Annotated in this window: 14 protein-coding genes; 10 read left to right on the top strand and 4 right to left on the bottom strand. The window is 63.2% G+C overall.

Features of this window, described 5'->3' with window-relative positions:
* The first annotated feature begins 5 nt into the window (after positions 1-5).
* A complete protein-coding gene (locus tag ACOJSJ_RS08815; RefSeq protein ID WP_420144606.1) occupies positions 6-446 on the top strand; it encodes a RidA family protein in 441 nt (146 codons plus the stop codon).
* 80 nt (positions 447-526) lie between these two features.
* On the opposite strand, the gene dnaJ is transcribed toward ACOJSJ_RS08815, so the two are convergent.
* Together dnaJ and dnaK are read right to left on the bottom strand one after the other, a co-directional pair.
* Positions 527-1672, bottom strand: coding sequence for a molecular chaperone DnaJ (gene dnaJ, locus ACOJSJ_RS08810; protein ID WP_420144605.1), 1146 nt, complete (start codon positions 1670-1672; stop codon positions 527-529).
* A gap of 102 nt (positions 1673-1774) precedes the next feature.
* Positions 1775-3676 (bottom strand): molecular chaperone DnaK, encoded by a 1902-nt coding sequence (gene dnaK, locus ACOJSJ_RS08805; protein WP_420144604.1) that lies wholly within the window; start codon positions 3674-3676, stop codon positions 1775-1777.
* A gap of 175 nt (positions 3677-3851) precedes the next feature.
* Here dnaK and ACOJSJ_RS08800 point away from each other — a divergent pair, with 175 nt between their 5' ends.
* From ACOJSJ_RS08800 to ACOJSJ_RS08765, 8 genes are all read left to right on the top strand, one after another.
* Positions 3852-4340, top strand: a complete 489-nt coding sequence (locus tag ACOJSJ_RS08800) for a copper chaperone PCu(A)C (RefSeq protein ID WP_420144603.1) — start codon at positions 3852-3854, stop codon at positions 4338-4340.
* Entirely contained in the window at positions 4337-4792 is a 456-nt protein-coding gene (locus ACOJSJ_RS08795; protein ID WP_420144602.1) for a vgr related protein, read from the top strand. The genes ACOJSJ_RS08800 and ACOJSJ_RS08795 overlap by 4 nt, the downstream gene beginning before the upstream one ends.
* Before the next feature lie 120 nt (positions 4793-4912).
* Positions 4913-5641: a sterol desaturase family protein gene (locus ACOJSJ_RS08790; protein ID WP_420144601.1), complete on the top strand. Its 729-nt coding sequence runs from the start codon at positions 4913-4915 to the stop codon at positions 5639-5641.
* 38 nt (positions 5642-5679) lie between these two features.
* A complete protein-coding gene (locus ACOJSJ_RS08785) occupies positions 5680-6075 on the top strand; it encodes a DUF2141 domain-containing protein (protein WP_420144634.1) in 396 nt (131 codons plus the stop codon).
* A 73-nt stretch (positions 6076-6148) separates the two neighbouring features.
* A complete protein-coding gene (locus tag ACOJSJ_RS08780; RefSeq protein WP_420144600.1) occupies positions 6149-7009 on the top strand; it encodes a MipA/OmpV family protein in 861 nt (286 codons plus the stop codon).
* Positions 7010-7110: 101 nt separating this feature from the next.
* The gene (locus ACOJSJ_RS08775; RefSeq protein WP_420144599.1) at positions 7111-8022 is read left to right on the top strand and encodes a tetratricopeptide repeat protein; all 912 of its coding nucleotides are present in this window, start codon (positions 7111-7113) and stop codon (positions 8020-8022) included.
* A 19-nt stretch (positions 8023-8041) separates the two neighbouring features.
* On the top strand, positions 8042-8656 hold the full coding sequence (locus ACOJSJ_RS08770; RefSeq protein WP_420144598.1) for an LON peptidase substrate-binding domain-containing protein: 615 nt from the start codon (positions 8042-8044) through the stop codon (positions 8654-8656).
* The gene (locus ACOJSJ_RS08765) at positions 8653-8856 is read left to right on the top strand and encodes a Trm112 family protein (protein ID WP_420144597.1); all 204 of its coding nucleotides are present in this window, start codon (positions 8653-8655) and stop codon (positions 8854-8856) included. The genes ACOJSJ_RS08770 and ACOJSJ_RS08765 overlap by 4 nt, the downstream gene beginning before the upstream one ends.
* A gap of 51 nt (positions 8857-8907) precedes the next feature.
* Here the strand turns inward: ACOJSJ_RS08765 and ACOJSJ_RS08760 are convergent, their stop codons facing one another.
* Positions 8908-9798 carry a prephenate dehydratase gene (locus ACOJSJ_RS08760; RefSeq protein WP_420144596.1) on the bottom strand — a complete coding sequence of 297 codons (891 nt, stop codon included), beginning with the start codon at positions 9796-9798 and terminating at the stop codon, positions 8908-8910.
* A gap of 174 nt (positions 9799-9972) precedes the next feature.
* On the opposite strand from ACOJSJ_RS08760, the gene ACOJSJ_RS08755 reads away from it, so the two are divergent.
* Entirely contained in the window at positions 9973-10590 is a 618-nt protein-coding gene (locus ACOJSJ_RS08755) for a c-type cytochrome (RefSeq protein WP_420144595.1), read from the top strand.
* Between the two features lie 1092 nt (positions 10591-11682).
* On the opposite strand, the gene ACOJSJ_RS08750 is transcribed toward ACOJSJ_RS08755, so the two are convergent.
* Positions 11683-12504, bottom strand: a complete 822-nt coding sequence (locus ACOJSJ_RS08750; protein ID WP_420144594.1) for a cold-shock protein — start codon at positions 12502-12504, stop codon at positions 11683-11685.
* Positions 12505-12557 lie beyond the last annotated feature (53 nt).

Below are 12557 nucleotides of genomic sequence, written 5' to 3'. Positions count from 1 at the left end.
GATTTATGAAGCGCCTTCTTGCCACGACCGCCCTGATGCTGGCCGCCACGGCCACGCCTGCGCTGGCCCAGCCCGCCGCCGCGCCCCAGCCGCTGCCTGCAAAACTGCCCTTCTCGCCATCGGTGCGGGTGGGCGACATTCTCTTCATGTCGGGCCAGATCGGTCAGGTGCCGCAGGGCATGGACAAGCATCAGGAGGGGTTCGACGCCGCGGTAAAGGGCGCGATGGATTCGATCGGCAAGATATTGAAGGATAATGGCCTTGGTTTTGGCCATGTCGTCAAATGCACGGTGATGCTGGCCGACATGGCGGACTGGCCGCGTTTCAACGCCGCCTACCTCCCCTATTTCGAAGGCAAGCACCTGCCCGCCCGCAGCGCCTTTGGCGCCAATGGCCTGGCGCTGGGCGCCCCGCTCGAAGTGGAATGCATCGCCGCCTTCAAATAGGATGACGGACCGCAGGGTGCAGAAATGCCAACGCCTTCATCCATCGCCGGACGGATGAGGGCGGCACAGGCAGGGGGAAATCAGTCCCCCCACATTTCCTTGAGTTTGGAGAAAAAGCCCGTCGATTGCGGGCATTCCTCACCGGTTTCCGTCTCGCGAAACGCTTCCAGCAGTTCCTTCTGCTTGGCGGTCAGCTTGGTGGGGGTTTCGACATCGATCTGGATGACCAGATCGCCCTGACCCCGGCCGTTCAACACCGGCATACCGCCGCCGCGCTGCTTGAGTTGTTTGCCCGATTGGATGCCGCTGGGGATCTTGATCTCATGCCGCGACCCGTCAAGGCCGGGCACTTCGATCACGCCGCCCAATGCCGCCGTCGTGAAGCTGACCGGCGCACGGCAGAACAGCGTCGTGCCGTCCCGTTCGAAAATCGCGTGCCGCTTCACATGCAGGAAGATGTAGAGGTCGCCGGCCGGTGCGCCGCGTGCGCCCGCCTCGCCCTCACCCGACAAGCGGATGCGCGTACCTTCATCCACACCCGCGGGGATGTTGACAGACAGCGTCTTGGGCTTGTCGATCCGGCCTTCGCCCCGGCACGACCGGCACGGGCTTTCGATCACCTGCCCTGCGCCATGACAGGCGGGACAGGTGCGTTCGACCACGAAAAAGCCCTGCTGCGCCCGCACCTGACCATGGCCGTGACATGTACCGCATGTCTTGACCCCGGTGCCGGGCTGCGCGCCCGATCCTTCGCAGCTGTCGCAGGCGGCAGATACGTCTATCGCGATTTCCGTCTGCTTGCCGTGATAGGCTTCGTCGAGCGTGATTTCCATGTCGTAGCGCAGGTCCGCGCCGCGACGATTGGCCTGACGGCCGCCACCCTGCCCGCCGAAACCGGCCTGACCGAAAATCGTTTCGAATATGTCGCCAAGGTCGGAGAAACCGCCTGCGCCGCCGCCGCGAAAACCGCCGCTGCCACCGCCGCCCGACTGGGCATTGGTATAGGCCGCATGACCATAGCGGTCATAGGCCGCGCGTTTTTGCGGATCTTTCAGGCATTCATAGGCTTCCGACACGGCCTTGAACTTGGCCTCGCTGTCGGTGCAGCCCCCGGTGCGATCCGGGTGATATTTCATCGCCAGCTTGCGATAGGCGCTCTTGATCTGTGCGCCGTCGGCAGTGCGCTCGACTTCGAGCAGTTCGTAATAGTCAACTTCGGTAGTCATATCGCCCCCGGCGCGCACGGTCCCCGGCTTCGCCCCTGACGGTTGCGCTGGCTTGTGACCATGGCGTCCGTGCGGGGCGAAGTCGAGAAACGTTTCATGGGCTTACGCCTTGTTGTTTTCGTCCACTTCGGAAAATTCGGCGTCGACGACACCGTCATCGGCCTTGGGCGCTTCTGCGTCGGGCGACGCGGCGCTGGCCTGTTCCTTTTCGTAAATGGCCTGACCCAGCTTCATGGCGACCGTGGCGAGCTCCTGCGCCTTGGCCTTCATCGCTTCGGCGTCGCCACCTTCGATCGCGGTCTTGGTTTCCGCAATGGCAGCTTCGATCTCGCCCTTCAGCGACGCGTCGACCTTGTCGCCATGTTCGGCCAGCTGCGCTTCGGTCGTGTGGACCAGACTTTCGGCGTTATTCTTGGCTTCGGCCGCTTCGCGGCGCTTCTTGTCGTCTTCGGCAAAGCGTTCGGCATCCTTGACCATCTGGTCGATGTCGGAATCGCTGAGGCCACCCGACGCCTGAATGCGGATCTGCTGTTCCTTGCCGGTGCCCTTGTCCTTGGCCGACACGTTGACCAGACCGTTGGCATCAATGTCGAACGTGACTTCGATCTGCGGCACGCCGCGCGGTGCGGGCGGGATGCCGACCAGATCGAACTGGCCGAGAATCTTGTTGTCCGCCGCCATTTCACGCTCGCCCTGGAACACGCGGATGGTCACCGCCTGCTGATTGTCGTCGGCGGTCGAATAGACCTGCGACTTCTTGGCGGGGATCGTCGTGTTACGGTCGATCATGCGGGTGAACACGCCACCCAGCGTTTCGATGCCCAGCGACAGCGGCGTCACGTCCAGCAGCAGCACGTCCTTGACGTCGCCCTGCAACACGCCCGCCTGAATGGCGGCGCCCATGGCGACGACTTCGTCCGGGTTCACGCCGGTGTGCGGTTCCTTGCCGAAAAATTCCTTCACGGCTTCGCGCACCTTGGGCTTGCGGGTCATGCCGCCGACCAGAACGACTTCGCTGATTTCGCTCGCCGAAACGCCTGCGTCGGCCATCGCCTTCTTGCACGGTTCCATCGTCCGCTTGATGAGGTCGGCGACAAGGCGTTCCAGATCGGCGCGGGTGATGGTCTTCACCAGATGCTTGGGACCATTCTGGTCAGCGGTGATGAAGGGCAGGTTGACTTCAGTCGTCTGCGCGCTGGACAGTTCGATCTTCGCTTTTTCAGCGGCTTCCTTCAGACGCTGAAGGGCCAGCTTGTCCTTGGTCAGGTCGATACTTTCCGCCTTCTTGAAGTCGGCAGCCAGATTTTCCACCAGCTTGGCGTCGAAATCTTCACCGCCCAGGAAGGTGTCGCCGTTGGTCGACTTCACTTCGAACACGCCGTCCCCGATTTCGAGGATCGAAATGTCGAACGTACCGCCGCCAAGGTCATAGACAGCGATCGTCTTGCCGTCCTGCTTGTCGAGGCCATAGGCCAGCGCAGCCGCAGTCGGCTCGTTGATAATGCGCAGCACTTCCAAGCCCGCGATCTGACCCGCGTCCTTGGTCGCCTGACGCTGGGCGTCGTTGAAGTAGGCAGGCACGGTGATGACCGCCTGCGTCACGGTTTCGCCCAGATAGGATTCAGCGGTTTCCTTCATCTTCTGAAGGGTGAAGGCGCTGATCTGCGACGGGCTGTAATCTTCGCCACCGGCCTTGACCCAGGCGTCGCCATTGGGACCCTTGGCAATGTCGTAGGGGACGAGTTCCATGTCCTTCTTGGTCAACGGATCGTCGAAGCGGCGGCCGATCAGGCGCTTTACCGCGAAAATCGTGTTGTCCGGGTTGGTGACCGCCTGGCGCTTGGCCGGCTGACCGATCAGACGTTCGCCATCCTTGGCGAAGGCGACGATCGAAGGCGTGGTCCGCGCCCCTTCCGCATTTTCGATGACCTTGGGCTTGCCCCCATCCATGACAGCGATGCAGCTGTTGGTGGTGCCCAGATCGATCCCGATTACTTTTGCCATCTCTTCCTCTTGTAACCCCAAATATACTCAGCGGTTGTCGGCCCCATACCTCACTAAAGCGCCAAGGCAAGGCCGGTTTGCATGGGGGATATAGGCGCGGTTCCGCTTGGCACAAGGCGCTTCGATGATTAGCGTGAAGGATCGACCGGAAACGAGACAATATATGGAGTGTCGGATGCACGCCCGCTTTGCCCTTATCGCCCTTGTGGCGCCGCTGGCCTTGAGCGGCTGTGGCGACCCTGCGCCATCCTATGTCGATCAGGCATGGGTGCGCCTGTCGCCCAACAAGGATACACCATCGGCCGGCTATTTCGTGGTTCATGGCGGGGATGCGGGCGTGCAGCTGCGCGGGGTGATGACCGATTATGCCCTGCGCGTGGAAATGCATGAAAGCCTGACGAAGGACGGCATGACCACCATGGAACGGATCGATCAGGTCGATGTGCCGGCGAAGGGCGAAGTCGCCTTTGCGCCGGGCGGCAAGCATCTGATGATCTGGGGCGTCAACGACACGGCGATTAGCCGGGGCAAGATGCAGATGACCTTCCTGATGGGCAATGGCGACCGGTTGCTGGTGGATGCGGTGATCCGCAAGCCCGAAGGCTCTGCTGCGGCCGCCTCCCCTGTCGCCGGCGGCGATGCGACGGACAATGCCGCCCATTGACCGGCCGGGCGCTGACCGATCGGGAAATCGCGCTCGCCGGGGCGATGTTCGGGCGGGCGATCGATTATGGCCGGGTGCGGGTGTATGATCGCAAATGGTGGCCACTCCAGCCAAAAGGCGTGACAATGGCGCCCGACGGCCATCTGTGGCTTCATCCCGACGGCGGACTGTTTTGCGCGGATTTCTGCGACAGCCCGTTGCATGTTCAGGGTCATTTCATCCATGAAATGACCCATGTGTGGCAGGCGCAACGGTCGGGGCGATGGTGGCTGCCGCTGATGCGCCATCCCTTTTGCCGCTATGGCTATGACGTCGTGCCGGGCCGCCCGTTCGACCGATATGGCATCGAACAACAGGCCGAAATCGTCCGACACGCCTTTCTGCTGCGCCATGGCGTCGCGGTGCATGGCAAGCCGGGGCGCGATACCTACGACGCGCTGCTCCCTTTCTGACCGGACGGCGCGCCTGCATTTCTGAGCCGTCGCGCATTCCCGGCGAACGCCGCGGTCGCGGGCCAACATGCCTCTGCCAGACGCTTTCGCGCGCGCACGATCCTGCGTATAGGCCTCCGCATGGTCGCAGCCATCATCCTGTCCGCCCTTGCCATGAGCGCCATCGTCGGCGTGCGATACCTGATCGCCAGCGGCGGCTTTGCGCTTGCGACGCGGATCAGGCAGCCGGGCCTCTATCGCGGGCTGGAACGGCAGATGCGACGGGAAATCGGCTGGTCGCTGGCCTCCGCGCTGATCTACGGCGTGCCGGCTGGGGTCGTGGCATGGGGGTGGCAGGAACGGGGATGGACCCGCATCTATCGCGATGTGCAGGATGTCCCGATCTGGTGGCTGCCCCTGTCGGTGCTGCTCTACCTGATGGCGCATGACACATGGTTTTACTGGACGCATCGCTGGATGCACCGGCCGCGCCTGTTCCGCATCGCGCATGCCGTCCACCATGCCAGCCGCCCGCCAACGGCATGGGCCGCGATGAGTTTTCACCCATGGGAAGCGCTGACCGGCGCGGTGGTGATCCCGGGACTGGTGTTCGTCATCCCCATCCATGTCGGCGCGCTGGGATGCGTATTGACGATCATGACGATCATGGGCGTCAGCAACCATATGGGCTGGGAAATGTTTCCGCGCTGGATGGTGCGCGGGCCGATCGGCAACTGGCTGATCACCGCCACCCATCATGAACGGCATCATCAGCATTATAATTGCAATTACGGACTTTATTTCCGTTTCTGGGACCGGCTGTGCGGCACCGACAAGGGACTGGGCGAATTCAAGAAGGTGCGCGCGTGAAATTTTGGATGGGGACGGCGGCATTGTTGCTGTCGGGCATGGCCGCGGCTGCCACTGCGGTACCGGCCCAGCCGGTCAGCCTGGTGGCGGATGGGCTGCGATCGCATAAGGGGCAGATACTCATCTGCCTGACGCACAGCGCCGATCATTTCCCCGACTGTACGAAAGACCCCGACAAACGCCATTTCACCGTCCCGGTCAGGGACGGTGCGATCCCGCTGGGCATGGTGCCGCCGGGCGAATATGCCATTGCCATCATCCATGACGAAAATGGCAACGGCAAGCTGGATACATTTGCAGGCATCCCGCGCGAAGGCGTGGGCTTTTCCCGCAATCCGGTGCTGCGCTTCGGCGCGCCGGGCTTCCGCTCCGTCGTCTTTCCGGTTGCAGGCGCGCCGGTCGAACAGGTCGTGAAGCTGAAATACTTCCTGTAAAATCGCACCGGGGGAACCGCAACCCCTTCGAAACATTGTCAGGCCCATAAGTACCTTCACGAAAAGGGCCATCATGCAGTCTTACCGCCGCCGACTGGCTGCGACATTCGTCGCGGCCCTGCCCCTGTGCGCGTCCTTCGCCACCCCCGCCATGGCGCAGGAGGAGGAACAGCATAGCTCGCTCACCATCGGCGCGGGCATCGCCGCCATCCCCAGCTATGAAGGGTCGGACGATTATCGCGTCATGCCGCTCGTTCAGGCGCGGGGGAAGGTCCACGACTTTTCCTTCTGGACGCGCGGCACATCCCTTTACGTCGATGCAATTCCCGACCCGACCGGCACGGGCGTCGATTTCGAACTTGGCCCGATGGTCAATGTCCGGCTGGACCGCACCAGCCGCAAGCAGATTCGCGACGATGCCGTCCGCCTGCTGGGCAAGCGCGACGTGGCGGTGGAGGTCGGCGGCTTCGTCGGCATTGGCAAGACCGGGGTCATCACCAGCGATTATGACAATTTGTCGGCGCGCATCGCCGTGGCAAAGGATGTCGCGGGCGCGCATGGCAGCTATGTCGTGACGCCGACGGTCGAATATTTCACGCCGCTGTCGCCCACCGCCTTCGTCGGCGCGGGCCTGTCCGCCGAATATGTGGGCAAGAAATATGGCCGTACCTATTTCGACATCAGCCCTGCCGAAAGCGCGGCGAGCGGCCTTGCCCCCTATGACCGGGCGGGTCGCGGATCGGGTTTTCGCCGCCTCAATTTCAACCTGTCGGCAGGCAAGTCGTTGTCGGGCGACCTGCGCAAGGGATGGGCGATATTCGGCGTTGCGGGTTACGCGCGCATATTGGGCAAATATGCCGATTCGCCGATCGTCGCGGACGCAGGATCGCGCAACCAGTTCGTGGGTGCGATCGGCGTCGGCTATACCTTCTGATCCTGCCCATCCTGTTCATGTCTTGCCCCAAAGGGGTGACGCCCCACATAAGGCGCGGTATGACAGCGGTCACATGACCGCATAAGCAGGAGATTTGAAGCGTGGCGACCTTGGGATTGAGCGAGGCTGACAAGGCGGCGGTGGAATCTTTCCGCCGCGATGTGGTGGAGCCGTCGCGCACCAGCCTGGTGATCGTCGATTTCTGGGCCGAATGGTGCGGCCCCTGCAAGCAGCTGGCCCCGGTGATCGAAAAGGTCTGCGCCGATTACGCGGCCAAGGGCGTGAAGCTGGTGAAGGTGAATGTCGACGAAAATGGCTTCATCGCCAACCAGTTCCGCGTGCAGTCGATCCCGACCGTCTATGCCGTGTTTCAGGGTCAGCCGGTCGCCGACTTGTCGCAGGCGCGGACCGAAGGACAGCTGAAGCAATATCTGGATCAGCTGCTGTCGCAACTGCCGATCGAATCGGATGAAAAGGCGCAGTTGCAGGAAATCGCCCCCCTGATCGCCATGGGTGAAGACATGCTGGCCGCCGGCGAAGCCGATCGCGCCCTGTCCGTGTTCGGCCAGATCGCCGAAATGGCGCCCGACAATGTCGATGTCGTATCAGGCATGGCCCGCGCGCTCGTGGCGCTCGGCCAGCTGGACGAAGCCGAAGCGGTGCTGGCCGCGCTGCCCGCCGATGTCGCGAAAAATGTCGCGGTGGATCAGGCATGGGCCGCCATCGCACTGGCGCGGGACGCAAAGCCGGTCGCCGACCTGTCGGGCATACAGGCGCGCGTAAATGCCGATGCCGACGATCACGAAGCCCGCTTCGAACTGGCGGGCGGCCTGATGGCCAACGGCGACCGCGATGGCGCGGCCGACGCGCTGCTGGAAATCGTGCGGCGCGACCGGGCGTGGAACGATGGCGCGGCCAAGGCGCAGCTGCTCACCATTTTCGGAGCGGTCGGGCTGGAAGATCCCTGGGTCGCGGCCCAGCGTCGCAAGCTGTCGCAGATCCTGTTTTCCTGACGACTGCGCCCGGACAGCCATGAACCTCGCCCGCGTCTCGATCTTTCCCCTGTCCGGCGCCCTGCTGCTGCCGGGCATGGACCTGCCGCTGCATATATTCGAGCCGCGATACCGGGCGCTGATCCATGATGCGATGGCGCGCGACCGGCGTATCGGCATGATCCAGCCGCGCGGCGTCGGCCCGGTGCCGCCTTTGTTCGATGTCGGCTGTCTTGGCCATGTCAGCCAGATCGAGGCGCTGGACGATGGTCGTTTCAACATCGTGCTGACGGGGCTGGCGCGGTTCCGCGTCATCCGCGAACTGACGGTGCCCACCCAGTTCCGGCAGGTCGAGGCTGACGTGGAGCAGGCCCCGCAGGAGGACGAAGTGCTGCACGCGGTCGAACGCGCGGCGCTGGAACAGGAATCGCGCCGTTTCGCCGATACGCTGGGCTATGTGGTGGACTGGACGGCGGTGTCGCGGCTGGACGACACGGCGCTGGTCAACGGCATCGCCCAGATCGTGCCCTTCGACCCCGCCGCCAAGCAGACCCTGCTGGAGGCCGACACTCTGTCCGAACGGTCGGAACGGATCATTCAGCTGATGCAGATCGTCGGCCGGATCGAACGTGACGGCAATGCGACCATGCAATGAGCGACATCATGGCTGAAACCGATCCCGAAATCGCGCCGATCGATCCTTGGTTGCTGGCGAAGCTGGTATGCCCGGTCACCCGTACGCCGCTGCGCTGGGATGGTGCGCGCGGCGCGCTGGTGTCGGATGCCGCTGGCCTTGCCTTCCCGGTCCGCGACGGCGTGCCGGTGCTGGTGGTGCGGGACGCCACCGCCATCTGACGGCGCGCGGCATGCCCGCCGCCCGTCATTTATCCAAAACCGCAACCGCGGTCAGGTACGTGGCCGCGCCTGCCGGTAACTGCCCAGTTGCCGCACCCATTTGGTGTGGAATTCCAGTTCGGCCAGCGCCCGGTCGACCACCGGGTCGCCCGGCATCCCTTCGATGTCGCAGAAAAATTCGGTCGCGGCGAAACTCGCCCCGCGCTGGTAACTTTCCAGCTTGGTCATGTTGACCCCGTTGGTGGCAAAGCCGCCCATTGCCTTGTAAAGCGCGGCGGGGATGTTCTTCACCTCGAACAGGAATGTCGTCATCACCTTGCCCACGCCCGGCACCGGCATTCTGGGTTCGCGCGCCAGCACCAGGAATCGCGTCATATTATCGTCGCTATCCTCGATATTTTCGGCGATCAGGCGCAGCCCATACAGTTCCGCCGCCAGATAGGGCGCAATCGCCCCCTCGCCCGCCGTGCGCCGTTCCGCCACCAGCGCCGCCGCGCCCGCCGTATCGGCATAGGCAACCGGCTGGATCGCCCGCTCGCGCAGATAATGGCGGCACTGGCCCAGCGCCTGCGGATGACTGATCGCGCTTTTGACCGGGCTGTCGTCCGGCGCCATCAGGCAATGGCGGATGCGCAGGAAATATTCGTCGACGATGCTCAGCCCCGATTCGGGCAGCAGGAAATGCATGTCGGCGACGCGGCCATGCAGGCTGTTTTCGATGGGAATGATGGCGCGGGCGGCCTGCCCGCCCCGCACCGCATCGATCGCATCCTCGAACGCGAAGCAGGGCAGCGGTATGCAATCGGGCGCATAGCCAAGCGCCGCCAGATGCGAATTGGCGCCCGGCGCGCCCTGATAGGCGACGGCGCGCGCCGGATCGGCCTCTGCCTTGGCGGTCATGTCCGCGACGATCACGCGGGCGGGGGCGGGATAATTGTCCATGGATGGGCGTGCGCTCAGGATTTCCGCCTTCCATCCGCAGGGATACGCATGGTCCGGCAATGCAATAGGGATGAACCCGACTTGCGCCTGCGCGTATCCCCCTTTATGGCAACGCACAAGAGGGGGCGCGTCCGACAGTCCCCGGAACAGAAAAAGCAAGGGAAGTCGAGCGACATGGGAGATCGTTTCAATACCGTAGCTGGCTGGGCTTTGTTTGCGGGTATCGTGGCCCTTGGCGGCGCGATCGTCAGTTCCAAATATTTTCACGAAGAACGCCCTGAAAAAATGGGCTACGCCATCGAAGGCGTCGAAGCGGAAGGCGAAGGCGGCGACAGCGGCCCCAGCCTCAACACCCTGCTCGCCAGCGCGGATGTCGCGGCGGGTGAAAAGGTTTTCGCAAAATGCGCGGCCTGCCACACCGTCAATCAGGGCGGCGCCAACGGCATCGGTCCCAATCTCTACGCCACGGTCGGCGAACCCATCGGTCAGGGCAAGGGCGGCTTCGCCTTTTCCGACCCGCTCAAGAGCAAGGGCGGCAACTGGACCTTCGACGCGCTGGATCGCTGGCTGAAAAGCCCCCGCGAATTTGCGCCGGGCACGAAGATGACCTTTGCCGGCCTTGGCAACCCGCAGGATCGCGCGAATCTGATCGCTTGGCTGAATACGCAGGGGTCGAACCTGCCCCTCCCCGCCGCAGACGCAGCGCCCGCTGCCGAGGGTGCGGACAATGCCGCCAACGCCGCGAATGCGGCCGAAGCGCCAGCGGAAAACGCCACCAACGCCGCCGAATAAACGGCAGGACGGGAAATGAAGGAGGGACGCGGCCGAGCAATGTCGCAGCCTTTCTTCATTTCGACTTCCAGATGGCGGGGATGAGCGGAAGGCGGGCATCGGAGCGTTTTCCAGGTCGGTGGAAGCGCAGTCCGACCAAGTCCATCAATCCGTCAGGGCGGATCGACGTTCAGCCCTGACGACCTGCCAATGGCGGATTTTCGCCCATCCGTTACGCACCTGTTTTAAGGACGCTGCGTTGAAACGAGGCACATGACCCGTTCGAAGAGGCGCCGGTATCCGCAATTTTTAGCTGCGCGGCCTGCGGCTCGTCACGTCATCATCCCAATGTCGAGCGGCCTCCGTTCAGGAAATGCGGCACATTGGATGCATGGAGCGGCCAAACCGATGTGATCGAATCCATATCTGCTTTGAAACCCGATGAGCTCGATCTGACAGCCTATATTCATGGCGAACGGGCCGTTCGGGAAATATGCGCGTTTTGCGACCTGCTTCTCGATTCCGTAAAAGCGAGCGGATCGAGGCAAAGTCATCATATTCTCATAAATATGTTGCCAAGGCGTCGATTGTGGCTGATGTGAAGCGGTCGCTGGGTCAAGCGGCGCAATGGGCATCACAACATTCGTCGGGGTAGGGCGACGTCGAAACCCTTTCCCTTCCCTGACGCATCGAGCCATGGATAAAAGCCGTTCGGGCTGAGCCTGTCGAAGCCCCACACTTTCTCCGGATCGAAATATTCAGAGACTTTCGCTTTCCTTCGATTGCCTGCCTGCGTTCAATGTCGTCACATGCCTGTTCCGAATATAGGAAGGGCTTCGAGAGGCTTGGGAAACCGGGTTCACTGAAGTGATTCCGATTTAATGCACCACACCCTGAAGCCGCCAGAGCGCCGATCCGGGTTACCCAGGAAGCGCACCGGACGGAGTGGCCAAAGCGCTTCGCCAGCCTCCAGACCTCATATAATGGGCATCACGTCTGACAGAGACGTGTCAGCACCCGCCAGGACAGCCGCCAGCCAAAGAAAAAGGGGCCGCCTTTTCAGGCAGCCCCTTCTCCATCCTCTCCCTGAAACAGGGATGATCCGTCCGGCCTTTATTCGGCCTTCGACTGGAGGTTCACCGCAGCATATTTGCCGCGACGATCGACTTCCAGTTCGAAGTCGAGGCGGTCGCCTTCGTTAAGGGCGGACATGCCGGCGCGTTCGACGGCGCTGATGTGGACGAAGGCGTCGGGCTGGCCATCGTCGCGCTGAATGAAGCCGAAGCCCTTCATCGCGTTGAAGAACTTCACGGTGCCGCTGGAGCGTTCACCGGTCAGCTGACGCTGCGGGCCACGGTCCGCACCGCCGCCGAAACCGCCGGCACGGGGTTCGCGCGGTTCACGCGGCGGACCACGGTCGGTCACGGGCAGCGGTTCGCCGTCGATCACCAGATCGGTCGCCGACACCTTGCCGCCACGATCGACCAGCGTGAAGCCGAGCGGCTGACCTTCGGCCAGACCAGTCAGAACGGCCTGTTCGACCGCGCTGATGTGCACGAAAACGTCTTCGCCGCCATCGTCACGAACGATGAAGCCAAAGCCCTTCTGTCCGTTGAAGAACTTGACGACACCCTTGCCTTCGCCGACGACCTGGGCAGGCATGCCGCGGCCACCGCCGCCACCACCGCCGAAACCACCGCCGCCAAAGCCGCCGCGACCACCGCCGCCGCCGCCAAAGCCGCCGCGGTCACCGCCGCCGAAACCACCACGGTCGCCGCCGAAGCCGCCGCCGCCGCCGCCGCCGCCGAAGCGGTCACCACCGCCGAAGCCGCCGCCGAAGCCGCCGCGATCACCACCACCGTAGAAGTTGTCGTCGCCGAAACCGTCGCGCTTATCCTTGCCGCGCCCGCCGCGGCGACCTCTATCAAAACTCATGCCCTGTTAGTCACTTTCGCTTCGCCCCTAGACCATCGGACAAACATGTCGGG

The sequence above is a fragment of the Sphingobium sp. genome, assembly GCF_048594625.1.
Taxonomy (GTDB): Bacteria; Pseudomonadota; Alphaproteobacteria; order Sphingomonadales; family Sphingomonadaceae; genus Sphingobium.
This window is presented reverse-complemented; position numbering and strand designations above follow the sequence as displayed.